This window comes from Variovorax rhizosphaerae, from assembly GCF_037889975.1.
Taxonomy (GTDB): domain Bacteria; phylum Pseudomonadota; class Gammaproteobacteria; order Burkholderiales; family Burkholderiaceae_C; genus Variovorax; species Variovorax rhizosphaerae.
In genome coordinates, this window is record NZ_JBBKZT010000003.1 from 389,208 (window position 1) to 413,532 (window position 24,325).

Here is a 24,325-nt window from a genome sequence, read left to right on the forward strand (position 1 = left end):
TTCACATCAGGAGACTGCATTGAAGTTCCCCCGTATCCCCAAGGCGCTTTCCGCCATCGGCCTGTTCGCACTGGCCCTCCACCTGCCAGCCCATGCCGAGGAAAAAGCGGAGGCCTATCCGTCACGACCCATCAAGATCATGATCGGATTCGCTCCCGGCGGGTCGACCGACGGCCCCATGCGTGTACTCGCCGAGAAAGTCGGCGGCATCCTGAAGCAGCCCGTGATCATCGAGAACAAGCCTGGCGCAGGCGGCGTCATCCCCGCGCAGAACCTGCAAGCCTCGCCGGCGGATGGCTACACCCTGGCGATCGCCCCCGCCAACGTCTACCGGATTCCCTACACGACCGAGCTCAAGTGGGATCCCGCCAAGGATCTCACCTACATCATCGGCCTGACCGGCTACGCGTTCGGGATCGTGGTTCCGGCGAGTTCGCCCATCAAGAACCTGAAGGACTTCGTGGACCAGGCAAAGGCCCGGCCCGGGCAGCTGAGCTACAGCAGCCCCGGGATCGCCACGACGAACCATCTCACCATGGAGCAGGTGTCCCGGCAGTTCGGCATCCAGCTCAACCACATTCCGTACAAAGGCTCGGCCGACTCCTTGCAAGCCGTCGTCGGAGGCCAGGTCGATGCGGCCGCGGAGACCTCCGCTTTCGTTCCGTTCGTCGATTCGGGAAAGCTTCGCTTGATCGCGGTCTGGGGGGCCAAGCGGATGGCGCGCTATCCCGACGTACCGACCCTCAAGGAGAGTGGCGTGAACATCGTCCAGACCTCGCCCTGGGGCCTGGTCGCGCCCAAGGGACTGGACCCTGCGATTGCCGCGAAGCTTCATGCCGCGTTCAAGCAGGCCATGGAAACGCGCGAATTCAAGGAGGTCCTGGCCAAGTACGACATGGAGCCCGACTACCGCAGTCCCAAGGACTACCAGGCGTTCGCGGTGGACAGCATGAAGCGCGAGAAGACCACGCTGGATTTGCTGGGCTTGTCGCTCAAGTGAGCCTGGAGGCTGCAGCAAGCCACTACAGGTTCCCGCAGAACACGTCGACGCTCGCATCGGCCGGGCTGGTGCGCACCACCAGCGCATGCGGCGAGCCCTTGAGTTGCGCGATGGGCACCGGCGCGGTGTTCGCGAGGTTGAATGGCCCCCTGTTCGACATCGCGCTCTGGCCGCCGATGCCGGTGACCCGCACGTTGCGGGTCAAGTCGTAAATCGGCTTCGCACCCAGGTTGCCGCATCGGCCGGCAAAGACATAGGTGTACAAGTGGACCGGCAAGGTCACGCCCACGCTCAGGCCGCTCACCTGGATGGAAACCTGTGTCACGTCATCGCGTGGCACCAGCACGGCCCTGCCGCTCTGGCCGGCGTTCATGCCGGTGCCTGAGAGCGCGACGGTGACGACGTCCTGGCGGGCCTCAGTGTTCGAAGAGGCGCAACCCCACAGGCACGCCATCAGCGGCATCGCGACGAGGGCACCCGCAAGGCAGAAACGCATGGCCGTCACCACCACGGGTAAAACGCCGGCATGTCCGTCGACGGCTTGCCCTTGAATTGCGGCGGACGCCGTTCCAGGAATGCGGCGACGCCTTCCTTGCCATCGCGCTGGCTGGCATGGAACATCCCCAGCGATTCGATCTTGTGCGGCAGCAGCGGATCGGGCTGGCCCGCGCTGCGATAGATCATCTGGCGGATCAAGGCGGCCGACACCGCCGACTTGTCGTCGATGAAGCTGCGCGCCATCTTTTCTGCTGCGGCGCGCAACTGGTCCGCAGGCACGACGGAATGGATCAAGCCGCCCTCGCACCCCTCCTCGGCGTCGAACACATCGGCTCGGTACAGCCACTCCAGGGCCTTCGAGATGCCCACCAGCTTGGGGAGCAGCCAGGTCGAACACGCCTCGGGCACGATCCCCACGCGGCCGAAGACGAAGCCGATGCGGGCCTTGTCGGAAGCGATGCGGATATCCATCGACAAGGTCATCGTCGCCCCGATGCCGACGGCCGGCCCGTTGATCGCAGCGATGACAGGCTTCCTGCACGCCAGGATCGCCATTGCGACCTGTCCGCCGAGATCGCGGAAGCCATTGACGATGGCGGGCGCATCGAACTTGTCGCCTTCCAGGTCGGTCAGCGTCGGCGACAGGCTTTCATCGAGGCCGAAGACATTGCCTTCGCGCGTCAGGTCCATGCCGGCGCAGAACGCGCGGCCCGCACCGGTCACGATGACGACACGCACCGCATCGTCATCGTTGATCGCGCCAAACACATCGATCAGCTCACGTGCCATCTGCACCGTGAAGGCATTGAGCTGGTCGGGCCGGTTGAGCGTGAGCCACAGCACGCCGTTGTCGTGCGCGAGCGTCAATGTCTGATAGGACTTCATGGCAACTTTCGAACTGAGGAATGGGTGGATTCAGTATCTCCCGCCGACCCCTCGATGGCCATCGCCGAGGGCGATCAGCGCCCCGCCTCGAAACTCGAACCCTTGGGCATCGGCGCACCCGGATCCACGAAAGGATCCACCAGCAGCTTGCTCGACGGGTCGTTGCGGTAGACATCGAAGTCCGTCACGCCCTCCTCGCCCAGCACCGTGTCGTCCAGCATGAACCCGCCGGTGTACTCGCGCGACGGCTTGCAGAAGATCGCGTCGGCCGCGTCGGCCATGATCTCCGGCTTGCGCGACTGCTTCATCATCGGCTCGCCGCCGAGCGCGAAGTTCACCGCGGCGGTCGCAATGGGCGTGCGCGGCCACAGCGCGTCTCGGCGCCTGAGGCACACCACTCCCCTGCGGAGGGGCGGCCCCTCCGCAACTCAGCGCCAGCCCGCGGCCTTGAGCTTGTCGGCAAGCTTCTGCGCGATCGCGGCATAGCCCTGCGCATTGGCATGAATGCGGTCCGACCGCAACGCCGCATCCGACAAGACGGTGGAGTACACGTCCGGAATCAGGAGCACCTTCTCGGCGGATGCCACGTCCTTGTAGAAGCCGGCATCGCTCAACGATCCGACCGTTGCCCGCAGTGCGTCCGGTGCCGGCGTGGCGATCAGCGCGACGTATTTCGTGTGCGCAAGCGCGGCGCGAACGATGGCGGCCACGTTCTCCCTCGTCGCCTGCGGCGACACACCGCGCAGCATGTCATTGCCGCCGATGCCCACCAGGACCGCGTCGTAGCTGCTGGCAGCGAGCAATGCCGGAAGGCGCTCCAGCGCACCCGCCGAGGTGTCGCCATTCACGCCTTGGTTGTCGATCTGCCAACCGGTCAATGGCGCCAGGACCGATGGCCACGCCTGCTCTGGCGAGGCGCCGTAGCCCGCGGTCAGGCTGTCGCCCAGCGCCAGCACACGCGCATCGGACTTCAGCGGAGCAAGAGAAGGTTTGCCCTTTCCACAGGCCACAAACGCAAAGGCCGGCGTCAGGCCGGCCAGCAGGAAGAGGTGTCGTCGATTCATCGAGCGCAAAGGTAGCACGCGTGCCCCACCCATGGATTGAAGCCCCACGTCGTGCGTGGCTTCCAGGTTCGGTTCAGGCACGCTGGTGAACCCCTCATGGCGCAAGCGCCTGCAGCGACAGGCTACTGGATCGCGGCCTGCACCTTGGCCAGTTCGGTCCGGTAGCTCTGCACCAGCGCCGGGTCATAGGACGCCGCGAACTTCTCCGCCACCGGCTTGGTCAGTTCGCGCATCTTCGTCAGCGTGGCCTGCGGCACATCGTTGATGAGCATGCCCTTGGCTTCCAGTTCCTTGCGTGCACCCGACGATGCGTCGCGGCTGAGCTTGCGCTGGTAGGCGCCGGCTTCGGCCACCGCCTCCTGGAGGACCTTCTGGTCGGCGGGCGACATCTTGTCCCACACCTTCTTGCTGACGACCACGGGATTGGCCGTGTACACGTGGTTGGTCACGCTCATGTACTTCTGCACTTCGTAGAACTTGCTGGTCAGCACTACGCTGAAGGGGTTCTCCTGAGCGTCCATCGCCTTGGATTCCAGTGCGCCGTACAGCTCGGGGAAAGGCATCGGCACGGGGTTGGTGCCCAGCGCGCTGAAGCTCTCGATGAAGAGCGGGTTCGGAATCACGCGCAGCTTCAAGCCCTTCAGGTCCTCGACATTGACGATGGGCCTCTTGCTGTTGGTGAAGTTGCGAAAGCCCGTTTCCCAGAAGCCCAGGCCCACCAGGCCCTTCTCCGGCAGCTTGGCCATCAGCGCCTGGCCGAAGGGACTCGCCACCAGCGCATCGACCTGCTCGGCCTTGCTGAAGGAAAAGGGCACGTCGAACAGCGTGAACTCCTTGACCACCGCGCCCATCACGGTGGCCGAGGGCAGCGTCATGTCTTGCACCCCGCCTTGCACGGCGCTCAACTGTTGCTGCTCGCCGCCGACCGAACCGCCGCCCAGTTCCTGGATTTTCATGCGGCCGCCGCTCTTGGCAGCGACGATCTCCGCAAGCTTCTGCGTGGCCAGCGAGATGGGATGGCCCGCCTGCACGACGTGGCCGAAGCGAATGGTCTGCTCCTGGGCCTGCGCCGTGACGCAGGCACAGGCCGCAACGAGCGCGGCGATGGTGAAGAAGATTTTTTTCATGGGATGTCTCCTGTCTGCACGAAGAAGGCCGTTCAGGCCGTTGGGGAAATGTTTGCGAGGCATCTATTGCATGTCGCCGGGAATGGCCGAATACGACAACGCATAACGGCCGCTGATGGCGCCCGGCACAGCGCCCTGCGCGACCAGCGACGCTTCCGACAGTTCCATTTGCGCCAGCGCGTCCAGCGCCGCCGCTTCGTAGCCCATGGCGACGAAAACCCAGTCGCCCACCTGGTCGCCGCCGCGAATCTTCTGCTCGGTGGTCTGCGCGATGGGTGGCGTCTCGTGCTGCAGCAGGTGCGCGCCGGTGAGTCCGGGCTGCTGTGGCAATGAGTCGGTCAGCACGCGCAGCGATGCGCGAAGGTCCTCGCTACGGCCGGGCGCGGGCGACATGCGCACGGTCAACGCCTGCCGCGCCACCGCGCCGCCGCGCGATGCCAGCACGCGCGACTGGCACCGCACCATGTTGCGGTGGTGCGGCATCATCTTCGTGGACCACGGGCTGGGTGCGTTGAGGCTCGCCAGATAGCCGCGCGAGGACAGCACCTCGTAGCTCTCCAGCTCGTACATCACGAAGATGCCCTCGCCGCCGGTCGCGCTGGTCCAGCGGGAACTGCGGCGAAAACCCGGAATGGCCAGGCGCTCCGGAAAGTGCTCGTGCGAGTGCCAGTGCTCGAACTCCGAGCGCATCTCGGGCGCCATGTCCCACCACATGGCGAGTGCCGCATTTCCAGGTAAAGCCATCCGTGTTCCTGCATCGCCTGCTGTTGAATGCGCCGGATGATCTCAGAAAGTTGAATGCCATTCAACTTTTCCATATCATTCAAAATTTGAATGAATCACTGCGGAAAGACGCCATGAGCGGAGCACTCGAGAAATCGCTTGACATCCTCGAATACCTGACGGACTACCCCGACGGCGTGGCGCTGGTCCAGATCGCCACCGACCTCAACCAGGTGCGCAGCGGCTGCCACCGCGCCTTGCAGGAACTCATCCGCTACGGCTATGTGCGCCAGATGCCGCAACGCGGCGACTACGCGCTCACCACCAAGATGGCGTCGATGGGCCTCAGCTTCCTGAGCAAGTCCGGCGTGCTCGACATCGCCCAGCCGGTGATCGACCGTCTGGCCAAGGCCACCGGCGAACTGGTGCGTCTGGCCATCGTGGACGGCGACCGGCTCACCCTCGTCGCCAAGGCGCAGGGCGCCAAGTCCGGCCTGCTCTATGACCCGGACATGGGCATCGACCTGCGACTGTCATGCAGCGCAGCGGGGCAGGCCTGGCTCATGACCTTGCCGGAAGACGTGGCCATCGAATACGTATCGCGCCAGGGCATCGGCGAGCCGAAGGACTTCGGCCCCAATGCGCCGACCAGCATGAAGGCGCTGCTGAAGGTGCTTGAAGAGCACCGCAAGCGGCGCTTCAGCATCATCCAGGATGCCTATGCGCCCGGCATGAGTTCCATGGCGGCGCCCATCCAGCGCGTGAACGAGCAGACCACGGGCGTGGTCATCATTGCCGGCCCGTCGGCGCGGCTCACGCTCAAGCGCATGGTGCAGTTCGGGCCGGCCTTGCTGTCGGCGGCGGAGGAGCTGAAGGTGTCCGGGAATTCGTCGGCGCTGCTGAAGTCGGCGAATGTCGGAACGTGGGGCAACGTAGCCGTCAAGCGGCGCGCTGCGAGAGTCGGCCGCTGAGCCTCACGAACCGAACATCGGTTCCGGCAGGCCCTGGACGCCCACCTCGACCGCCAGCAAGGCACCGGCGAGAGGTTCGTTGGCCAGCACCGCGGGCGTGATCATCTTCGTGGCCGTCGTGATGTAGAGGGTGCGCAGTTCCGGCCCGCCAAAGCACACGCACGTGGGGTGGGTCACCGGCAGTTCGATCACCCGATCGACCTTGCCGGCGGGCGTGTAGCGGATCACCCGATGTCCTGCAAACACGGCGTTCCACAGGCATCCGTCGCTGTCCACCACGGCGCCGTCGGGTCGCCCTTTGTCATTCGAGTAGTCGGCGAAGACACGGCGGTTCGTCAGCACGCCCTCGTCCGGATCCAGGTCAAAGGCCCAGATCTTGAAGCGCCGCGTGTCGGACATGTAGAGCGTGCGGTCATCGGGCGACGTGGCCACCGAATTCGTCACGATGATGTCGTCGAACAGCCATTGCACGGACCCGGAAGGCGACACGCGATAGAAGCTGCCCAGCGGCTGCTGGATGGCGGCGTCCATGGTGCCGATCCACAGGCGGCCGCGGCGGTCGCATCGGCCGTCGTTCAGTCGCGTGCCCTTGCCAGCGGGCTCCACGTCGACGATGTGCTCCAGCGACGCGTTGGCGGGGTCGAAGCGATGCAGGCTGTTGTCGAGCGCCACGACGAATCCGCCCCGACGGTGCAAGGCAAGGCTTCCCAGGAAGGTGCTGTCGAAGCGGTGGACCTCGTGCTGACCGGTGTGTTCATCGAAGGACTGCAGTCGGGGACGCTCGATGTCGATCCACCAGATTTTTTCGCTGCGCGGACACCACAGCGGCGTTTCGCCCAACTGGTCACGGGCTTGGACGACGACACGGACTGCCGGCACCGGGCTCACTCCACCGTGACGCTCTTGGCAAGGTTGCGCGGCTTGTCCACATCCGTCCCGCGCGCACACGCCGTGTGATACGCCAGCAGCTGCAATGACACCACATGCAGCAGCGGCGACAACACGCCGTAGTGCTCCGGCATGCGGATGACGTGCACGCCTTCGCTGCTCTCGATCTTCGTGTCGCCGTCGGCCAGCACGTACAACACGCCGCCCCGCGCCCGCACTTCCTGCAGGTTGCTCTTGAGCTTCTCCAGAAGTGCGTCGTTCGGCGCGACGGTCACGACCGGCATCTCGCTGGTCACCAGCGCCAACGGGCCATGCTTCAGCTCGCCCGCAGCGTATGCCTCCGCGTGGATGTACGTCACTTCCTTGAGCTTGAGCGCGCCTTCCAGCGCGATCGGGTAGTGCAAACCGCGGCCGAGGAACAGCGCGTTTTCCTTGCGCGCAAAGTCCTCCGACCAGCTGATGAGCTGCGGCTCCAGCGCCAGCACCGACTGCAGCGCGACCGGCAGGTGCCGCATCTCCTGCAGGTACTGCGCTTCGTCCGCATCGCTGAGCCGCCCCTTGGCTTGCGCCAGCGCCAGCGTCAGCAGGAACAGGCCCGCGAGTTGCGTCGTGAAGGCCTTGGTCGAGGCCACGCCGATCTCGACGCCGGCCCGCGTGATGTAGGCCAGCTTGCATTCGCGCACCATCGCGCTGGTGGCCACGTTGCAGATCGTCAGCGTTTGCTCCATCCCCAGGCTGCGCGCATGCTTCAGCGCGGCCAGCGTGTCAGCGGTCTCGCCGGATTGCGTGATCGTCACGACCAGCGTCTTCGGGTCGGGCACGGAGTCGCGATAACGGTATTCGCTCGCGATCTCCACTTGCGTCGGAACCTTCGCGATGCTCTCGAGCCAGTACTTGGCCGTGCAGCCGCTGTAGTAGCTGGTGCCGCAGGCCAGGATCAGGACCTTGTCGATCTCCTTGAACACGCGGTGCGCGCTGGCACCGGTGCTGCCGTCGTTGGTCACGCCGTCGAACAGTTCCGGCGCGATGCCCACCACGCCTTCGAGCGTGTCGGCGATGGCACGCGGTTGCTCGAAGATCTCCTTCTGCATGTAGTGGCGGTATGGGCCCAACTCGGCCGCGCCGCTGTGCGCCTGCACGGTGCGCACCGTGCGCGTGACCGGCTTGTGCGCCCGGTCGACGATCCAGTACTTGCCAGGCTGCAGGTCGATCACGTCGCCTTCGTCGAGGTAGACGATCTGGTCGGTCACGCCGGCCAGCGCCATCGCGTCGCTGGCCAGGAAGTTCTCGGTGCCGTCCTTGCCCACGCCCAGGATCAGCGGCGAACCGGCGCGCGCGCCGACAACGCGTTGCGGCTCGTCGCGGCAGATCACCGCAATCGCATAAGCGCCATGCAGTTGCAGCACCGCGGCCTTGACCGCCTCGAACAGGTCACCGTCGTAGAGGCTGTCGATCAGGTGGGCGATGACCTCGGTGTCGGTCTGGCTGAGAAAGACGTAGCCCTTGGCCTGCAGCGCAGCGCGCAGCGACTCGTGGTTCTCGATGATGCCGTTGTGGACCAGCGCGATGCGGGCCGGGCGTGCGCTTTCCGCGCCCTCGCCTGCACCATGGCTGAAGTGCGGATGGGCGTTGTGCACCGCTGGCGCGCCGTGGGTGGCCCAGCGCGTGTGGGCAATGCCGGTCAGGCCTTCGACATGGTCGTCATGCACCTGGGTCAGCAAGTCGGCCACGCGCGACGTGGTCCGTGCCCGCGTCAGGCCGCCCGAATGCACGGCCACGCCGCAGGAGTCATAGCCGCGGTATTCAAGCCGCTGGAGGCCCTGGACCAGGACCGGGACGATGTTGCGATGGGATGCCGCGCCGACGATGCCGCACATAGAGATCTGCCTTGATGAAGAGTGACCAGAGGTGCAAATGGTAGGCGCCTCGTCTGGATTGAATATTCCAATATTTATTAAAATATGAATTAAAATTTCAAATCATGCTTGTATTGATTATTTAGTCTGATATTTTGTTACCAGTGGAAGATAATTTCATTCGCGCACCTGCGAGACCTCACAAAGCCACGCGAATCGCGTTGAAAGTCACACCCCCGCGCCATGCAGGCAACGCGCAGTTCGAACCCCATCCAGCCCTGCAAGACCTGACGCGCAACGCAGCACTCCGATCAAACCCACATGGACCCCCTCTTGCTCGACCCGACCGACCTCCGCCTGCTGGATGCCTTGCAACGCGATGCGTCGCGCACCAACCAGCAACTCGCAAGCGACCTCCATCTCTCCCCGCCCACCTGCCTGCGCCGCGTGCAGCGGCTCCGTGCGGCCGGGTTGATCGAGCGCGAAATCGCCCTGCTCTCCCCCGACAAGCTCGCGCCTTTGCGCGGCCATGGGCTGCAGGCGGTGGTGGAGATTTCATTGGATCGCCAAGGCAGCGAGGCGCTCGATGCGTTCGAGGCGCGCGTGGCGCCCGACGACGCGGTGCAGCAGTGCTATCGCGTATCTCCCGGCCCCGACTTCGTGCTGATCGTGGCGGCGCGCGACATGCCGGACTACCTGGCGCTGCAGCAGCGGCTTTTCACGGCGGACGCCAACGTGCGCAATGTCAAGGCGTACTTCTCACTGAAGCGCTCGAAGTTCGCGCCCACGGTACCGCTTGGGGCGCCAGAAAAGCACTAGCGCGATCGCGAAAATCAGTTCGTGGGCACCCGCGGTACCGGCATCGCCAGGTCGCTGGGTGCGAACCTTTGAGGGGCTGCCGGCCGCGCCTGCGAGCCTGCCTGCGCAGGCTTTGATGGCCTTGAGCCTGCCTGCGCAGGCTTGGACGGCCACCGAGCGCAGCCACCGCTGGCGGCCGCCCCGGCGCCGGAGGCGCACCCGGAGTGGGCGAATTACGCCTTGGGGGCCTTCACAGGCCGCTTCCAGTCGGCAAAGCTGACTTGCTTGGTGCGCCCGATCGTGAGCGCGCCCGGCGCGGTCGACTTGGTCACCGTCGAGCCGCCGCCCACCGTGCCACCGGCGCCGATGGTCACTGGCGCCACCAGCACGCAGTTGCTGCCCACGTGCACGTCATCGCCAATGATGGTGCGGTGCTTGTTGGCGCCGTCATAGTTGGCGGTGATGCTGCCCGCCCCGTAGTTCACACGTGCGCCCACCGTGGCGTCGCCCAGGTAGGCCAGGTGATTGGCCTTGGCACCCGCTTCGAGCGTGGAATTCTTGACCTCGACGAAGTTGCCGATGTGCACCTCCGCACCCAGGCGTGCACCCGGACGCAGCCGCGCGAACGGCCCGATGCGCGAGCCCTCGCCGACCGTCACTCCGGCCTTCTCGCCATCGATGTGGGTGAACGGATGGATCACCGCGCCGGTCTCGATGCGCGCATTGGCAATCACGCAGTTGGCGCCGATCGTCACGCCGGCACCCAATGACACCGCGCCTTCGAAGACGCAGTTGACATCGATCTCCACGTCGGCCTCGCACACCAGCGTGCCGCGCACGTCGAAGCGCGCCGGGTCGGCCAGCCGCACACCTTGCGCCATCAGCGCATCGGCCAGGCGGCGCTGCCACGCACGCTCCAGCCCCGCAAGCTGGGCCGGATCGTTGACGCCGGTGACCTGCAGGTGGTCATCGGTGCGATGCGCCACCACCGGCACGCCATCCAGCGTGGCCATGCGCACGATGTCGGTCAGGTAGAACTCGCCCTGCGCATTGCGGTTGTCCAGCCGCGCCAGCCAGGGCTTGAGCAGCCGCGCCGGAACCGCCATCACGCCGCTGTAGACCTCCTTGATGGCGCGCTGCGCCTCGGTCGCATCCTTCTGCTCGACGATGGCCTGCACCGCATCACCGTCGCGCAGGATGCGGCCGTAGCCGCTCGGGTTCTCGAAGTCGATGGTCAGCAGCGCCAGCCGGCGCCCGGCGCAGGCCGCGATCAACGCGCGCAGGGTGTCCTCGCGAATCAGCGGCACGTCGCCCGACAGCACGACCACGATGCCGTCGTCCGGCAGCAGCGGCGCCGCCTGCTGCACCGCATGGCCGGTGCCGAGTTGAGGCATCTGGCGCGCAAAGACCGGCGCACAGGGCGCATCCGCCAGCGCGGCCTCGACTTCATTGGCGCCGTGGCCGGTGACCACCACCACGCGGCGTGCGTGCAGCCGCGCCGCCGTGTCCAGCACATGCAGCGCCAGTGCACGGCCTGCCAAACGATGCAACACTTTGGGCCAACTGCTCTTCATGCGCGTGCCCTTGCCGGCCGCCATGACGACGATGTCGACCGGCTCGTCGTTATCCTGGGAAAAATCTGTCATGCGTGCTTGCTCGCTCGATCAATGCTGGAAGTTGGCGCGGATTATCGTCGCCGTGCTCGGGGTCGCGCTGTTGTGCGCCTGCAGTTCGGTCAAGCTGGCCTACAACAACCTGCCGACCGTGACATGGTGGTGGCTCGACGGCTATGTCGACCTGGACGCCACCCAGTCGCCGCGCGTGCGCGAGGAGTTGGCGCAACTGCTGGACTGGCACCGGCGCAACGAGTTGCCCAAGTTCATCACCCTGCTGCAAAAGGCCCAGGTACTGGCGCCGGACACGCTCACGCCGGAGCAGGTGTGTGCCTTCAGCGACGAGATCCGCGACCGCCTGCTGGCTTTCGCGGTGCGTGCCGAGGCGCCGGGCGCGACGCTGGCGCTGAGCCTTGACGATGACCAATTCCAGCACCTGCAGCGCAAGTACGCCAAGGTCAACGAAGCGTGGCGCAAGGACTGGATTGCCCTCAGCCTGGACGAGCAGCAGGACAAGCGCTTCGACCAGATGCTCGACCGAACCGAAGACTTCTACGGACCGCTCGACAAGTCGCAGCGCGACCTGCTGCGGCGACTCATCGCGCAATCAGCCTTCAATGCCAAGCGGATCGATGCCCAGCGCCGCGCACGACAACAGGAGGCGCTGGCCCTTCTGCGCGGACTCCGCGCCAGCCAGCCTTCGCAGGCCGAGGCCCAGGCCGCACTGAACGGGTATGTGCAGCGCACCGCCCATCCGCCGCCCGGGCCCTGGCGCGACTACCAGCAGGCCATGTGGGTGGAGGGTTGCCGCAACCTCGCCATCCTGCACAACGCCACAACCACGGCCCAACGCGAACGCGCCGCGCGACGGCTGCGCGACTACGAGAACGACGTGCGTCAGCTCGCGGCTTCCTGATCCGTGCGCAGATGCGAAAGTCGCGTGCCCAGCAGCAGGTACTGCACCGCGAAGTTGGCAAGGCTGGTGGCGATGTTGAAGCCCAGCACCGCCTCCAGGGTGTGCACGCCAAACACCCAGAAGTAGAGAACCTGTACCGTCAGCACGACAGGAACGATGTAGCTCTGCTTGGCCGTGAGGCCCCGCACTGCCAGCGTGCGGAACGCAAATCCGGCGGCATTGATCAGGACGGCCGAGAGAATCATCATCCACACCAGGGGCTCGAGGTCGTGGTATTTCGCGCCGAGCAACATGATCCAAAAGCGCCCGCCGTAGATGGCGCTCAACAACATCAGCACCATCGCACCCAGGTACGCAGCGTGCACGAGCAGCACGATCCGACCGAGCCTCGGCCCCTGCGGCGCACGCGCCAGCACCGGGAAAAGCAGCACGTTGGTCACACGGTCCACCACGATCAGCACGATCGCCAGCCGGCCGAACGCACCCACCTCGGCCAGAAGTTCGGTCGATCCGAACATCGACGCCAGCAGCACGGTGGCCACGCCCTGGACATGAAGAAAGACTCCGGGCGCCAGCAAGGGCAGGAAGATCTTCAGCGCGTGCTGGTCGACTTTCTTTCGATCGGCTGCATCGAGCCGGACCTCGGGCACCTCCAGCTTTCGCAACGCGCGGCGGTACATCACCACCGCCACCAGGCCGGAGGCCGCGGTGGCCGCCAGCACGCCCGTGACCGACCAGTCCGTCACCGGAAGCAGCAGCACCGCGCCGATCAGAACCAGGCGGGTTGCCAGGGCCATCGCGGCGATGCGGTTGATGGCGGAGATATGGCCGAGGACCACGGCGACCGTATTGGAGAGGTGCTCGCGCAGTTGCATCACGACGATGGCGAAGTACAGCGCCGAGCCGATCAGGTATGCCGGCTCGATCCACCCCCGGCTGTGCGTGTTGTAGAACCAGTAGGGCCCCACCACCAACATGCCTGCAGACAGCATCACCCATCGCCAGCTGAAGATCTGGTTGCAGACACCGACCACCCACGATTTCTCGCCGGCGCGCGTGCCAATGACCGGCAACACGCAATGCGCGAGGCCGAGATCGCTGATGCCCAGCATCAGGTTCGAAGCGGCGACCAGGAAGGTGTATTGGGCGTACTGCTCCTTGGGCAACACATTGACAATGAGCAGTCCGGCAATGCCTGCGAAGACCACCCCGAGCGTTTCGATACCGCCGACCGCCAACACCTGGCGCAAACGGGCTTTGAGATTCATGGAGGACGGAAACGCTTTCAGATCAGTGGAGTCGGCCGCAAGGGCCGTTCGAAATAGTCGCCGAGGGCTTCGAGCGCCTTCGGGTCAAGGATACGCAGCCAGCCATTGTCGAACATGTGCAGTCCGAGCTGCTGGAGGCGCCGCAATGTCTTGTTGGTGTGGACCAGTGACAGGCCGATCGCATCGGCAATGTGCTGCTGGTTGAATGGAAACTCGACCCAGCCGTCACGCTCCATCCCCGCGCGCTCCGCGCGGCGATACAGGTGCATGAGCAGCATCGCGACGCGTTCGGCGGCATTGCGGCGGCCCGCGGTCACGAGATTGTCGTCGACCATCTTTTCTTCGCGCGCGGCGAGCCAGGTGATGTCATAGCCGAGCCGTGGCTGGCTATTGAACAAGGGCCATAGCTTGTCCCGCGGGAATACACACAGCGTGACCACCGTCGCCGCCTCCACGCCGTGCGTCTGGCCATCCGCAAACTCGTCCTGCACGCCAATGAAATCACCCGGCAGCAGGAAACTGAGGATTTGTCGCCGGCCGTCGCTCAGCGTCTTGAAGCGGAACGCCCAACCCGAATACAGCGTGAAGAGCTTCGGGCTCGCACGGAACTCCTCGATGACCGGCTGACCCGCCTGCACCACCCGATCGCCCTGGCGAAACGACTGGATGGCCAGGAGTTCCTCCATGGATACCGGCGTGAACGCCGGACTGGCGCGCAACCCGCACGCCTCGCACGGATGCGTGCAATGCGGGGGGTAGACAGGCGCGGCGTAGTCCTCGAGTTTCACCGGGGGACTATAGGCCGTGAACCCGGAATCGGGCGCGACCATATGTCATTTCACATTTAAGGATTGTGAATTGCTCCCTAGACTCCCCGACTCTCATGCCGCCCGCGAACCAAGCCCTCCACGAGATTCTCTATTGCAGCAAGCTCGCAGCGGGGATATCACCGACCGTAGTGGGCACCATCGTGGCGCACGCACGCGCGCGAAACGCGCAGCGCGGCGTCACGGGCTTGCTGGTCTTCGACGGCTATCGCTTCTGCCACCACTTCGAAGGACCGCGCGACGCCACCGTGCGGCTCATGGACCGCATCAGTGACGACCCGCGGCACTCGGACATTCGGGTGGTCTATGAAGGCCCGCTCGTCGAGCGTCGCTATCCACGCTTCGACATGGGCCTGGTCGATCCGGAGGCCGACTTCCCGGACCTGGACCGGCTCGACGGCAACGAAGCGCTCGCACGCTTCCTGCAGCTGCGACCCGGCTACGACGTTTCCTGACGAAGGTGTGAATCTTTCTACTGCGGCCACCGATCTCGGGTCTGCGGTGCTCACCGTACTTCAGTACGGCTCCGCTCCTCAACCCGACCTCGGCGCCCTCGCTGCGAAATCTCCATACCTTCGTGGGCCTGGATTCAGGCGGCGTCCCATGTGTAGGTGGCGCCGAAGCCGTCCCACGGCTCCATCACGAGGCGCTCGCCGGCGGCGATCTTCAGGGACTCGCCGGGGGCGAGCACCAGGTCTTCGCTGGCATGTGCGCGGTTGGCATCCAGCGTGACCCAGACGCGGCCTTGCTTGATGCGCATGACGCTGTTGGATGAGGCCTTCAGGCTGATCGCCTGGCCGGCGTCAATCTGCCACGCACCGCGACGCGTCGCGGCCGGCACGGTGGCCGGGCGAACGGGCAGCGATACGGACGTGGACGAGGTGCAGACGGCGGTGGACATGGCGGACTCCTGAGTGGTTGCCGAAATTCGCAAGATCGCGATTCGGGAATGAATGATCCGTCTTGCCCCGTTGGCAGTCCAATGAATACGAGGTAGGCTAATGATTCCGTTTTCGCATCAATCGCCGTGCAGTATTCCCAGACCCACCTGCGCTCCCGCCCCATCTCGGCAGGCCACCTGCGTGCCTTCGAGGCGGTGGCCCGGCACCTGAACTTCCGCGCCGCCGCTGAAGAGATGGCGCTCACCCAATCGGCCGTGAGCCGGCAGATCCAGTCGCTGGAAGAAGAGGTTGGCGTCGGACTGTTCCTGCGACACACGCGCGCAGTGGAACTCACCAGTGCCGGCGCGCAACTGTTGCTTGCCGTGCAGCAGTCACTGCCGCGCATCGACGGCGCGGTGCGGCAGATCCGCCAGAGCGCGGGACGCAAGAGCGTGTCGCTCACCACCTTTGCTTCCTTCGCATCGATGTGGCTGATCCCGCGGCTCGAAGCCTTCCAGCGCGACAACCCCGACATCGACATCCGAATCGACGCCAGCGACGTGGCCATGGACCTCGACATGGCGGACGTGGACATCGCGCTGCGCTACGGCCCGGCCAGCAGCATGCCGCCGGGCGCGCTGCGCCTGTTCGGCGAGACGCTCACGCCGGTGGCCAGCCCCTGGCTCATCAAGAGCAGCCCGCCCATCCGCAAGCCCGCCGACATGGTGAACTTCACGCTGATCGAGGCCGGCGACGCGCACCGCACGCACCTGGAATGGCTGACCTGGCGCCGCTGGTTCGAAACCGCCGGCCTGACCCGCGAGCAGCCGCCGCGCTGGCTCTACTTCAACTATGCCTACCAAATGGTGCAGGCCGCGTTGACAGGCCAGGGGCTGGTGCTGGCGCGCAGTTCCCTCATCGCCGAGAGCCTGGCCAATGGCGACCTGGTGGAAGTGCTGCCGCAACACCGCATGGACTCACCGATGGCCTACTGGCTGCTGCTCGGCCCGCGCGGCGCGCAGCGCGCCGAGATCAAGGCCTTCTGCGACTGGCTGCAGGCGCAGGCCGCCATCACGCGCGAGACCATCGGCGAGGTGCCTGACCCGGACACTGTCGATTTCATCGATTGACCCTTCTTGAGCCAGGTTGTCTGGCTGCGTGTCCAGCCAGACAATCGGCCTACAAACCAAGGAGGAGACATGACGCTTTCGAACCCACATTCGGCGCCCACGCGCCGCCAATGCCTGGCCCTCGCCGCAGGCGCCGCGGCCACGCTGCTGCTTCCCGCGGCCCACGCGCAGGCCTGGCCATCCCGCCCCATCCGCATCGTGGTCCCCTACCCGCCCGGCGGCGCGACCGACAACATCGGCCGCATCGTCGGGGACAAGCTCACGGCGCGCCTGGGCCAACCCGTGATCATCGACAACAAGGGCGGCGCGGGCGGCATCGTCGGCACCGATGCCGTGGCCAAGGCCGCGCCCGACGGCTACACGCTGCTGGTGGCGCTCACCACGTCGATGCTGACCAACCAGTTCCTCTACGAGAACCTGCCTTACAACCCGCAACGCGACCTGGCGCTGGTCTCGCAGATCGCGGTGGCGCCGGTGACGCTGGCGGTGCACCCCTCGATTCCCGCCAGCACGATGCCGGAACTGATGAAGTACATCGCGAGCAACAAGGGCAAGCTCTCGTACGGTTCGTGGGGCAACGGCTCCTACGCCCACATGGCGGGCGCCCACATGAGCCAGGCCGCGGACGGTGACATGGCACACGCCGCCTACAAGGGCGAGGCCGCGATGATCCAGGACCTGATCGGCGGCCAGATCCAGATGGCCTTCGCCAGCGCGCTCAACGCCAAGCCGCATGCCGACACGGGCAAGCTCAAGCTGATCGGCGTGACCGGCACCAAGCGCATGCCGATCCTGCCGAACACGCCGACGATCCTCGAGCAGGGCCTGACCGACGAGGTCTACCAGATCGTCGGTTTCATCGGCATGGGTGCGCCCGCCAAGACGCCGCGCGAAATCGTGCAGCGGCTGTCGAGCGAGGTGCAGGCCATCTTCGAGGCACCCGACATCGCGCAGCGCGTGGCCACCATGGGTTTTACCGTCTCGGCCGGTACGCCCGAGGCCTTTGCCGCGTCCTACAAGCGGGACATGCCGGTGTGGGCGCGGATGGTCAAGGCGTCAGGGGCGCGGCTCGACTGAGCCTCCGCCGTCTCAGAAGGTGTGAAGATTTCGTAGCGAGGGCGCCAGCCGGGAGGCCGGTTTGCGGAGCGGAACTGCACTTACGTGCAGTGACAACGAAGTTGCGGCGAGGCTGACAACTGCGCGAAGCGCTTGTCATGCCGGAGCCAACACCGCAGACCCGAGATCGGTGGCCGCAGTAGAAATATCTACACCTTCTCAGCCGATCGGCCAGACCACGCCGTTGTCATTGAGGATGGCGTCGAGCGGCACGTCGTGTGCCTCGGGCTCGAAGTCGTCCAGGAAGCCCTGCGTGAAGCCGAGCCCCACCGTGAACGGCTTCGGCTGCAGCGTCGCCAGCGTGCGGTCGTAGAAGCCGCCGCCGTAGCCGAGCCGGTAGCCTCCCGCGCTGTAGCCCAGGCAGGGCACGAACAGCAGCGTGGGCACGATCAACATCGTGTCCTTGGGCTTGGGAATGTCGAAGGCATCGTGCTCCATCGGGCAGCCGGGATACCAGGAATGAAAGGTCAGCGTCTTGTGCTGGCGATTCATCACCGGCAGGCCGATCTGCCGCGGCTGGGGTGCGCCCTGCAATTCGCCGTCTTCCTTCCAGCGGTGCAGCGCCGGCAGCGGGTCGAACTCGCCCTTGATCGGCCAGTACGCGCCGATCACCGTGTCGGGCCGGCCGACCAGCCATATGCGCATCACGCGCTGCAGCAAGTCGGCGCGCTCTTCACGGTCGGGCAGCGCGAGGCGTTGCTCGATCAGTGCATTACGCAGCTGTCGCTTGAGAAAACTGGCAGTGGCCGAGGTGTCGGCGCCGTTTGACTTGTCCATAATCCCCCGATGCAGTTCCGAAGCATTTTGGCACCCACGAGTACCTTCCTCTCCATTCTTGTTCTGGCTGCAACGACTCTGTCGCAGCCAGCGAGCGCGCAAAGCAACCAGAACGACGATGTCCTGCTGCAGATGAAGCAGGCCTCGCAGCGCGGCGACAAGGCCCGGCTCAGTGCCCTGCTGCCACAGGCACGCGGCCACATCCTCGAACCCTGGGCCGCCTATTGGGAACTGAAAGCCCGCCTGCAGGAAGCGAGCCCCCAGGAAGTGCAGGATTTTTTAACGCGCTACGCCGGTACTTATCAGGAAGACCGCCTGCGCAACGACTGGCTGCTGCTGCTCGGCCAGCGCCGCGACTGGGACGCCTTCGCCTCGATGCACGACGGCTACCGCATGCGCGACGACGGGCAGGTGCGTTGCTACGCCGTGCTGGTCGACATGCTGCGCGCCGGCGGCTTGCCCACCGCGGCGCAGGCGGACGAAGTGCGACGCACCTGGTTCGCGCAGCGCGAATCCGACGATGGCTGCGCAACAGCTGCCGACCGCCTCGTGTCGGCCCGCATGATGTCGCCGAACGACGCCTGGAAGAAGGCTCGGCTGGCGGTCGAGGCCAATCGCCCGGGGGCAGCGCGCGGCGCTGTGCTCATCGCATCTCCGGACGCCGTGCCGCAGTTCGACGAGATGAACGCCGGCGCGGCCAAGTACCTGATCAAGAGCGGTCCGGTCGCGGGCAAGGCACGTCGGGAAATCGTGGTGCTGGCACTCATCCGCATTGCCGTGGCGGACCCGGACCAGGCCGCTTCGCTGCTGCAGGATCGCTGGAGCGCGATGCTCTCGCCCGAGGAGCGCAACTGGGTCTGGGGCGTCATCGGCAAGCAGGCCGCGGGCAAGCTTTCGCCACAAGCGATGGGCTACTTCGACAACGTGACGAAGAACGGCGACCTCAGCGACGACATGCTCGGCTGGAAGACCCGGGCCGCATTGCGCATGGGCAACTGGAAGGAAGTCCAGGCCGCCACCGCCGCCATGAGCCCGGAGGCGCAGCAAGACCCGACTTGGGCGTATTGGCGCGCCCGATCCTTGCAAGCCATCGGCGGCGACGACCGCCGCGCCGAAGCGCGACGCCTGTACGAAAGCATCGCCGGTACGCGCGGCTTCTACGAGATGCTGGCGCTGGAGGAAATCGGCCAGCGCACCATCATGCCGACGCGGCCCGCACCGCTGACCGCCGAGGAGAAACGCAGCGCCGCCGGCAACCCTTCCCTCGTTCGCGGCCTCTACGCCATCTCGATGGGCCTGCGCGCCGAGGGCACGCGCGAGTGGAACTACGCCACCAACCTGCACGACAAGGGCGGCATGGACGACCGCGCCCTGCTGGCCGCGGCCGACTACGCCTGCCAGCGCGAGGTGTGGGACCGCTGCATCAACACCAGCGAGCGCACCAAGGGCGTGATCGATGCCGAGCAGCGCTTCCCGATGCCCTTCCACGACACGGTGCTGCGCAAAAGCGCCGACATCGGGCTGGACCCCGCCTATGTCTACGGCCTGATCCGCCAGGAAAGCCGCTTCATCATGGATGCGCGCTCGGGCGTCGGCGCCTCGGGCCTGATGCAGGTGATGCCGGCGACCGCCAAGTGGACCGCCAACAAGATCGGCCTGGCCGGCTTCACGCCCAGCCAGATCAACGACCGCGAGACCAACATCGTCATCGGCACCAGCTACCTGAAGCTGGCGCTGGACGACTTCGACGGCTCGATGCCGTTGGCGGCTGCTGCCTACAACGCCGGCCCGGGCCGCCCGCGTAGCTGGCGCAACGGGCCGGTGATGGAAGCGGCGATCTGGGCCGAGAACGTGCCCTTTACCGAGACCCGCGACTACGTGAAGAAGGTGCTGGCCAACACCACCAACTACGCCGCCATCATCACGGGCAAGCCGCAATCGCTGAAGGCGCGGCTCGGCAGCGTCGGGCCGCGTGACGCCGCGATTCCGGAGCCGAACAAGGACCTCCCCTGAGAAGGTGTGAGCTGTCGAACGGGCACAGAGAGCCCGCCGACCGCTACGGCGCAACGCGCCGCTGAAACGCCTCGCTCCTACAGCCAGCCGGCTCCCCGATGGCTAGAGTCGTGAGGCCATGGCCTCATCACACTGGACCACCATCTCCGAGACCGTCGCGGCCGAGTTCTCGGACGTGCCGGATCTCGCGCAGTTCACGCGCATCGCGGTGCGGCTGACGCTCGCGGCATTGCTCGGCTTCGTGCTGGGCTTCGAACGCGAGGAAAAGGGCAAGGCGGCCGGGGTGCGCACGCACATGCTGGTGGCGATCGGCTCGGCGATGTTCGTGCTGATTCCGTTGCAGACCGGCATGGACCCGTCCGACATCAGCCGCGTGATCCAGGGGCTGGTCGCCGGCGTCGGATTTCTCTGCGCCGGCACCATCCTCAAGCAGGGCAAGGACGAGCAGCAGGTGCAGGGGCTGACCACCGCCGCCGGGCTCTGGATGACGGCGGCCATCGGCATGGCCTGCGGGCTCGGGCGCGAGACGACCGCCGTGTCGAGCGCGGTGCTCGCGCTGGCGGTGCTGGCGCTGGTGCCCCATGTCGTCAGCGTGATCGAGCGGGTGCGGGGCGTGCCGCCCGAGAAGGACGACCCGCACGATGCGCCGAAGGACACGCGCAGCCCCTGATACGACCTCGCCATCAAGCGCATGACTGCGTGGGGCCGCCTCGTGCTGCGGCACTGTCTGCGGCGCTCCGCCTTGTTCTGTGCTTGATGGCAAGGTCGTACGACAGGATGTCGCAGCGGCACGCATCAATCCGCCCGCTTTTCGTCATCAACGCGAGCACGCCAAGGCGCTAGCATCGCGGGCTCCGAAAAATTGGAAAGGTCCAAGCCATGCGCCAGCTGTACGTGGGCAACAAGAACTATTCGTCGTGGTCGATGCGGCCATGGGTGCTGATGAAGCAGGCCGGCATCGCGTTCGAGGAGGTGATGGTCAAGTTCGACTCCTTCGGCGAGGGCTCGGTCTTCAAGCGCACCATGCTCCCGCTCAACCCGAACGCCACGGTGCCGGTGTTGGTCGATGACGGCCTGGCCATCTGGGACACGCTGGCGATCGCCGAATACCTGGCCGAGACCTGCCCCGAGGCGCAGCTCTGGCCGGCCGATCGCAAGCAACGCGCCCGCGCGCGCAGCATCTGCGCCGAGATGCACGCCGGTTTCGGCGCACTGCGCTCGGCCTGCGTCATGAACATCGAGGCCGACATGGCGGAGCAAGGCGCGATCATCTGGCGCGACAACGCCGGTGTGCGCGACAACGTCGCGCGCATCATCTCGATGTGGAGTGAACTGCTCGCCGACCATGCGGCCAGCCATGCCGACGGCATGCTGTTCGGCCGCTTCAGCATCGCCGACGCGTACTACGCGCCGGTGGTGATGCGGCTCACGCGCTATGCCCTGCCGGTGCCGGCGGACATCGCGGCTTACTTGAAGCGCGTCGAGGCCTTGCCCGGCGTCAAGGCATGGATCGACGCCGCGCTGGTCGAGCACGACTTCGTCGCGTTCGACGAGCCGTACCGGATCAAGCGCTGAGCGAGCCTCAGAACTTGTAGGTCACTGCCACGTACGGCACGACCGGGTTCAAGGTCAGCTTCGACTGGCTCGTGGCCACCGGGAAGCCGGCGACCGTCGTGGTTGTCAGCTTGGCCGTGGTCTTCAAGGGGATGTAGGAGACCGAAGCCGACAGGCCCCAGTGCGGGTCGAACTGGTACGCCACGCCGACGTTCGCCACCGGCGCGAAGGTGCCGTCCAGCTTGGCCGTTGTCACCGTGGCGCCGGCCGGCGCGTGCAGCAGCTTGCCCATCGCGCCCTGCAGGCTCGGCGTGAGGTTCACGTTGGAATACCAGACGTAGGTCGCGCCGAGGCCGACATACGGACGGAACTTCGCATCGCCGTCGTTGAAGTAGTACTTGCCGAGGACCGTCGGGCTCCATTGGCGCGCTTCGCCGATCTGGCCCACCGTTTCCAGCGTGCCGGTGCCGTAGAGCTTGAATTTGGGCGGCACGCCGACCACGCCTTCGACGGCCCAGTGGCTGTCGATGAAATACATCGCCGTCAGGCCCAGCGTGTCCGAATCCGTGACGCGCGCGCCGGAGCCGGGCACAACGGCCGGGACGGGTGAGGTGAGCGTCAGGGGCTGGCTCGAATCCTGGGGCGCCAGGTGCATCCAGCCCGCGCCGACGACCCAGTCGCCAGCCTTTTGCGCCATGGCGCTGCCGGACAGAAGCCCGGCCGAGACGGCGAGCGCGCGCAGTGTTTTTTTCTTCATGGGAATCCTCCTTGAGATTTCGCGTGGTTGCGAGCCCGGGGCCAGGCAGTGCCAGCCGGCTCCCCGATGGGGAGTGCGTCGAGATGGCCAAGCCAGTTCGACCAGAGAGGGCTCAAAAGATTCGCACCACATTGGTGCCAGAACGACCTACATTGTCTCAAATTGCAAACAACCCACCCCTACACTCGGTCGGATGACATCTGGTATGAGGACCTATCTGGTGGGCGGCGCGCTGCGCGACCGCCTGCTCGGCCTGCCGGTGGCCGACCGCGACTGGCTGGTGGTCGGTGCCACACCCGAGCAGATGGTGGCGCGCGGGTACCTCCCGGTGGGTCGCGACTTTCCCGTGTTCCTGCACCCGAAAACGCGTGAGGAGCATGCACTGGCCCGCACCGAACGCAAGAGCGCCCCGGGCTACCGGGGCTTCACCATCCATGCCTCGCCCGAGGTCACCATCGAGGAAGACCTGGCGCGGCGCGACCTCACCATCAACGCGATCGCCCTGCCGGCTGAACTGGCCGATGCAAGGGTCACCGACACCGGCGCGCTGATCGACCCCTTCCACGGCCAGCGCGACCTGCGCGACAAGGTGCTGCGCCATGTGACCGACGCCTTCCGTGAAGACCCGGTGCGCATCCTGCGCGTGGCGCGTTTTGCCGCACGCTTCCACGAGTTCAGCGTCGCCCCGGAGACGATGGCGCTGATGCGCGGCATGGTCGAGGCCGGCGAGGTCGACGCACTGGTGCCGGAGCGCGTGTGGCAGGAACTGGCGCGCGGCCTGATGGAGGCGATGCCGTCGCGGATGTTCGACGTGCTGAACGAATGTGGCGCGACGCAAAGGCTGCTGCCCGGGGTCGACACCGGCGCTGGCCGGCTTCAATCCATCGACAGGGCGGCGCAGCTGCAAGCTCCGTTGCCCGTTCGCTTCGGCTGCCTCACGTGGGAGCTGTCCGCACCCTCAGTGCGCGGCGTGTGCGAACGCCTGCGCGCGCCGACCGACGAACGTGACCTGGCGCTGCTGTTCGCCCGCGAGGGCCGGGCCATGGAGACGAGCACGTCGCTGGGCGCCGCCGACATCGTCGCCCTGCTCGAACGCTGCGACGCCCTCCGGAAGCCGGCGCGTTTCGAGCAGCTCCTGCTCGCTTGCGAGTGCTGCGGGCTCACCGGAACAGGCCCGGCCGGCCAGCGCCTGCGCGCGGCGCTGTCGGCCACTCTGGCCGTTGCCACCGATGCCATCGCGCACCAGGCACAACTGGCGGGGAACTCCGGCCCCGGGATCGGCGCCGCCATCCGGCGCGCGCGCATTGCCGCAGTGACCCGGGCGCTCGGCTGACATAGCGCCATTGACGCCGGCAGTCCGGACTGCCGCGTCACCCCGCCCGCCAACCGCCGCCAGCACGCGCGCCAACGCGCGGCCCATTTCCGTTTTTGCCAATTCCTTCACGCGAGGGAATGGCCAATGGGGAAATTTCCTTGCGCGATCAAAGGGTGCAGAAATTTCTGCGGCCCTGCAAAGACGATTCGATGCGCGAATCCGGAGGCGGCCTGCATTCGGAAAGTTCCGCCGATGGCCCAATGAATCCCACGCGAATGATCGTTGCCACCACTGTAAAGGCCAGCCCTTTCAATTCATCTGTTGTGTCCGCCCCGCGGCAAAAAACTC

25 protein-coding genes are annotated in these 24,325 nt (G+C 66.0%); 11 read left to right on the top strand and 14 right to left on the bottom strand.

Annotated features, from left to right (window positions below; genetic code table 11):
* The first annotated feature begins 19 nt into the window (after window positions 1-19).
* Window positions 20-1,000 carry a Bug family tripartite tricarboxylate transporter substrate binding protein gene (locus WKW82_RS08435; RefSeq protein WP_340341817.1) on the top strand — a complete coding sequence of 327 codons (981 nt, stop codon included), beginning with the start codon at window positions 20-22 and terminating at the stop codon, window positions 998-1,000.
* A gap of 22 nt (window positions 1,001-1,022) precedes the next feature.
* Here WKW82_RS08435 and WKW82_RS08440 read toward each other — a convergent pair whose 3' ends face one another.
* From WKW82_RS08440 to WKW82_RS08465, 6 genes are all read right to left on the bottom strand, one after another.
* Window positions 1,023-1,496: a hypothetical protein gene (locus tag WKW82_RS08440; RefSeq protein ID WP_340341818.1), complete on the bottom strand. Its 474-nt coding sequence runs from the start codon at window positions 1,494-1,496 to the stop codon at window positions 1,023-1,025.
* A gap of 5 nt (window positions 1,497-1,501) precedes the next feature.
* Window positions 1,502-2,383 carry a crotonase/enoyl-CoA hydratase family protein gene (locus WKW82_RS08445; protein WP_340341819.1) on the bottom strand — a complete coding sequence of 294 codons (882 nt, stop codon included), beginning with the start codon at window positions 2,381-2,383 and terminating at the stop codon, window positions 1,502-1,504.
* 74 nt (window positions 2,384-2,457) lie between these two features.
* Window positions 2,458-2,721 carry a Rossmann-fold NAD(P)-binding domain-containing protein gene (locus WKW82_RS08450; protein ID WP_340341820.1) on the bottom strand — a complete coding sequence of 88 codons (264 nt, stop codon included), beginning with the start codon at window positions 2,719-2,721 and terminating at the stop codon, window positions 2,458-2,460.
* A 90-nt stretch (window positions 2,722-2,811) separates the two neighbouring features.
* Entirely contained in the window at window positions 2,812-3,528 is a 717-nt protein-coding gene (locus tag WKW82_RS08455) for a GDSL-type esterase/lipase family protein (protein ID WP_340341821.1), read from the bottom strand.
* A 41-nt stretch (window positions 3,529-3,569) separates the two neighbouring features.
* Complete coding sequence (locus tag WKW82_RS08460; RefSeq protein ID WP_340341822.1) at window positions 3,570-4,574, bottom strand: TRAP transporter substrate-binding protein; 1,005 nt, start codon at window positions 4,572-4,574, stop codon at window positions 3,570-3,572.
* Between the two features lie 63 nt (window positions 4,575-4,637).
* Window positions 4,638-5,318 (bottom strand): hypothetical protein, encoded by a 681-nt coding sequence (locus tag WKW82_RS08465; RefSeq protein ID WP_340341823.1) that lies wholly within the window; start codon window positions 5,316-5,318, stop codon window positions 4,638-4,640.
* Between the two features lie 113 nt (window positions 5,319-5,431).
* Here WKW82_RS08465 and WKW82_RS08470 point away from each other — a divergent pair, with 113 nt between their 5' ends.
* Window positions 5,432-6,268 (top strand): IclR family transcriptional regulator, encoded by an 837-nt coding sequence (locus WKW82_RS08470; RefSeq protein WP_340341824.1) that lies wholly within the window; start codon window positions 5,432-5,434, stop codon window positions 6,266-6,268.
* A 3-nt stretch (window positions 6,269-6,271) separates the two neighbouring features.
* Here WKW82_RS08470 and WKW82_RS08475 read toward each other — a convergent pair whose 3' ends face one another.
* Both WKW82_RS08475 and glmS read right to left on the bottom strand, forming a co-directional pair.
* Window positions 6,272-7,147: an SMP-30/gluconolactonase/LRE family protein gene (locus WKW82_RS08475; protein ID WP_340341825.1), complete on the bottom strand. Its 876-nt coding sequence runs from the start codon at window positions 7,145-7,147 to the stop codon at window positions 6,272-6,274.
* A 5-nt stretch (window positions 7,148-7,152) separates the two neighbouring features.
* A complete protein-coding gene (gene glmS, locus WKW82_RS08480; RefSeq protein WP_340341826.1) occupies window positions 7,153-9,033 on the bottom strand; it encodes a glutamine--fructose-6-phosphate transaminase (isomerizing) in 1,881 nt (626 codons plus the stop codon).
* Window positions 9,034-9,333: 300 nt separating this feature from the next.
* Between glmS and WKW82_RS08485 the strand changes: the two genes are divergently transcribed.
* Window positions 9,334-9,831 carry an Lrp/AsnC family transcriptional regulator gene (locus WKW82_RS08485; protein WP_340341827.1) on the top strand — a complete coding sequence of 166 codons (498 nt, stop codon included), beginning with the start codon at window positions 9,334-9,336 and terminating at the stop codon, window positions 9,829-9,831.
* A gap of 212 nt (window positions 9,832-10,043) precedes the next feature.
* Here the strand turns inward: WKW82_RS08485 and glmU are convergent, their stop codons facing one another.
* A complete protein-coding gene (gene glmU / locus WKW82_RS08490; protein WP_340341828.1) occupies window positions 10,044-11,456 on the bottom strand; it encodes a bifunctional UDP-N-acetylglucosamine diphosphorylase/glucosamine-1-phosphate N-acetyltransferase GlmU in 1,413 nt (470 codons plus the stop codon).
* Here glmU and WKW82_RS08495 point away from each other — a divergent pair.
* On the top strand, window positions 11,455-12,339 hold the full coding sequence (locus WKW82_RS08495; RefSeq protein ID WP_340341829.1) for a DUF6279 family lipoprotein: 885 nt from the start codon (window positions 11,455-11,457) through the stop codon (window positions 12,337-12,339). The genes glmU and WKW82_RS08495 overlap by 2 nt on opposite strands.
* On the opposite strand, the gene WKW82_RS08500 is transcribed toward WKW82_RS08495, so the two are convergent.
* Entirely contained in the window at window positions 12,321-13,607 is a 1,287-nt protein-coding gene (locus WKW82_RS08500; RefSeq protein ID WP_340341830.1) for a polysaccharide biosynthesis protein, read from the bottom strand. The genes WKW82_RS08495 and WKW82_RS08500 overlap by 19 nt on opposite strands.
* A gap of 17 nt (window positions 13,608-13,624) precedes the next feature.
* Window positions 13,625-14,293 carry a Crp/Fnr family transcriptional regulator gene (locus WKW82_RS08505; RefSeq protein ID WP_340341986.1) on the bottom strand — a complete coding sequence of 223 codons (669 nt, stop codon included), beginning with the start codon at window positions 14,291-14,293 and terminating at the stop codon, window positions 13,625-13,627.
* 197 nt (window positions 14,294-14,490) lie between these two features.
* Between WKW82_RS08505 and WKW82_RS08510 the strand changes: the two genes are divergently transcribed.
* On the top strand, window positions 14,491-14,889 hold the full coding sequence (locus WKW82_RS08510) for a BLUF domain-containing protein (protein ID WP_340341831.1): 399 nt from the start codon (window positions 14,491-14,493) through the stop codon (window positions 14,887-14,889).
* A gap of 134 nt (window positions 14,890-15,023) precedes the next feature.
* Here the strand turns inward: WKW82_RS08510 and WKW82_RS08515 are convergent, their stop codons facing one another.
* On the bottom strand, window positions 15,024-15,335 hold the full coding sequence (locus WKW82_RS08515) for a DUF2917 domain-containing protein (protein WP_340341832.1): 312 nt from the start codon (window positions 15,333-15,335) through the stop codon (window positions 15,024-15,026).
* Between the two features lie 126 nt (window positions 15,336-15,461).
* On the opposite strand from WKW82_RS08515, the gene WKW82_RS08520 reads away from it, so the two are divergent.
* Window positions 15,462-16,445, top strand: a complete 984-nt coding sequence (locus tag WKW82_RS08520) for a LysR substrate-binding domain-containing protein (protein ID WP_340341833.1) — start codon at window positions 15,462-15,464, stop codon at window positions 16,443-16,445.
* A 69-nt stretch (window positions 16,446-16,514) separates the two neighbouring features.
* The gene (locus WKW82_RS08525) at window positions 16,515-17,522 is read left to right on the top strand and encodes a Bug family tripartite tricarboxylate transporter substrate binding protein (protein ID WP_340341834.1); all 1,008 of its coding nucleotides are present in this window, start codon (window positions 16,515-16,517) and stop codon (window positions 17,520-17,522) included.
* A 198-nt stretch (window positions 17,523-17,720) separates the two neighbouring features.
* Here WKW82_RS08525 and WKW82_RS08530 read toward each other — a convergent pair whose 3' ends face one another.
* Window positions 17,721-18,338, bottom strand: coding sequence for a 5-formyltetrahydrofolate cyclo-ligase (locus WKW82_RS08530; protein WP_340341835.1), 618 nt, complete (start codon window positions 18,336-18,338; stop codon window positions 17,721-17,723).
* A 9-nt stretch (window positions 18,339-18,347) separates the two neighbouring features.
* Here WKW82_RS08530 and WKW82_RS08535 point away from each other — a divergent pair, with 9 nt between their 5' ends.
* The 3 genes from WKW82_RS08535 to WKW82_RS08545 all read left to right on the top strand — a co-directional run bounded on the left by WKW82_RS08535 (window position 18,348) and on the right by WKW82_RS08545 (window position 21,926).
* Window positions 18,348-20,351, top strand: a complete 2,004-nt coding sequence (locus tag WKW82_RS08535) for a lytic transglycosylase domain-containing protein (RefSeq protein WP_340341836.1) — start codon at window positions 18,348-18,350, stop codon at window positions 20,349-20,351.
* A gap of 118 nt (window positions 20,352-20,469) precedes the next feature.
* On the top strand, window positions 20,470-21,021 hold the full coding sequence (locus tag WKW82_RS08540; protein WP_340341837.1) for an MgtC/SapB family protein: 552 nt from the start codon (window positions 20,470-20,472) through the stop codon (window positions 21,019-21,021).
* A gap of 209 nt (window positions 21,022-21,230) precedes the next feature.
* Window positions 21,231-21,926 (top strand): glutathione S-transferase family protein, encoded by a 696-nt coding sequence (locus WKW82_RS08545; protein ID WP_340341838.1) that lies wholly within the window; start codon window positions 21,231-21,233, stop codon window positions 21,924-21,926.
* 7 nt (window positions 21,927-21,933) lie between these two features.
* Here WKW82_RS08545 and WKW82_RS08550 read toward each other — a convergent pair whose 3' ends face one another.
* Window positions 21,934-22,662, bottom strand: a complete 729-nt coding sequence (locus WKW82_RS08550) for an OmpW/AlkL family protein (RefSeq protein WP_340341839.1) — start codon at window positions 22,660-22,662, stop codon at window positions 21,934-21,936.
* Between the two features lie 205 nt (window positions 22,663-22,867).
* On the opposite strand from WKW82_RS08550, the gene WKW82_RS08555 reads away from it, so the two are divergent.
* Window positions 22,868-23,995, top strand: coding sequence for a tRNA nucleotidyltransferase/poly(A) polymerase-related protein (locus WKW82_RS08555; protein WP_340341840.1), 1,128 nt, complete (start codon window positions 22,868-22,870; stop codon window positions 23,993-23,995).
* Window positions 23,996-24,325: the final 330 nt, after the last annotated feature.

Coding starts and splice junctions, on each gene's coding strand:
- WKW82_RS08440 (WP_340341818.1), bottom strand. CDS start 1,496: ATGCGTTTCTGCCTTGCGGGTGCCCTCGTCGCGATGCCGCTGATGGCG.
- WKW82_RS08445 (WP_340341819.1), bottom strand. CDS start 2,383: ATGAAGTCCTATCAGACATTGACGCTCGCGCACGACAACGGCGTGCTG.
- WKW82_RS08460 (WP_340341822.1), bottom strand. CDS start 4,574: ATGAAAAAAATCTTCTTCACCATCGCCGCGCTCGTTGCGGCCTGTGCC.
- WKW82_RS08465 (WP_340341823.1), bottom strand. CDS start 5,318: ATGGCTTTACCTGGAAATGCGGCACTCGCCATGTGGTGGGACATGGCG.
- WKW82_RS08470 (WP_340341824.1), top strand. CDS start 5,432: ATGAGCGGAGCACTCGAGAAATCGCTTGACATCCTCGAATACCTGACG.
- glmS (WP_340341826.1), bottom strand. CDS start 9,033: ATGTGCGGCATCGTCGGCGCGGCATCCCATCGCAACATCGTCCCGGTC.
- WKW82_RS08485 (WP_340341827.1), top strand. CDS start 9,334: ATGGACCCCCTCTTGCTCGACCCGACCGACCTCCGCCTGCTGGATGCC.
- WKW82_RS08495 (WP_340341829.1), top strand. CDS start 11,455: ATGCGTGCTTGCTCGCTCGATCAATGCTGGAAGTTGGCGCGGATTATC.
- glmU (WP_340341828.1), bottom strand. CDS start 11,456: ATGACAGATTTTTCCCAGGATAACGACGAGCCGGTCGACATCGTCGTC.
- WKW82_RS08500 (WP_340341830.1), bottom strand. CDS start 13,607: ATGAATCTCAAAGCCCGTTTGCGCCAGGTGTTGGCGGTCGGCGGTATC.
- WKW82_RS08505 (WP_340341986.1), bottom strand. CDS start 14,293: ATGGAGGAACTCCTGGCCATCCAGTCGTTTCGCCAGGGCGATCGGGTG.
- WKW82_RS08510 (WP_340341831.1), top strand. CDS start 14,491: ATGCCGCCCGCGAACCAAGCCCTCCACGAGATTCTCTATTGCAGCAAG.
- WKW82_RS08515 (WP_340341832.1), bottom strand. CDS start 15,335: ATGTCCACCGCCGTCTGCACCTCGTCCACGTCCGTATCGCTGCCCGTT.
- WKW82_RS08525 (WP_340341834.1), top strand. CDS start 16,515: ATGACGCTTTCGAACCCACATTCGGCGCCCACGCGCCGCCAATGCCTG.
- WKW82_RS08530 (WP_340341835.1), bottom strand. CDS start 18,338: ATGGACAAGTCAAACGGCGCCGACACCTCGGCCACTGCCAGTTTTCTC.
- WKW82_RS08535 (WP_340341836.1), top strand. CDS start 18,348: ATGCAGTTCCGAAGCATTTTGGCACCCACGAGTACCTTCCTCTCCATT.
- WKW82_RS08540 (WP_340341837.1), top strand. CDS start 20,470: ATGGCCTCATCACACTGGACCACCATCTCCGAGACCGTCGCGGCCGAG.
- WKW82_RS08545 (WP_340341838.1), top strand. CDS start 21,231: ATGCGCCAGCTGTACGTGGGCAACAAGAACTATTCGTCGTGGTCGATG.
- WKW82_RS08550 (WP_340341839.1), bottom strand. CDS start 22,662: ATGAAGAAAAAAACACTGCGCGCGCTCGCCGTCTCGGCCGGGCTTCTG.
- WKW82_RS08555 (WP_340341840.1), top strand. CDS start 22,868: ATGAGGACCTATCTGGTGGGCGGCGCGCTGCGCGACCGCCTGCTCGGC.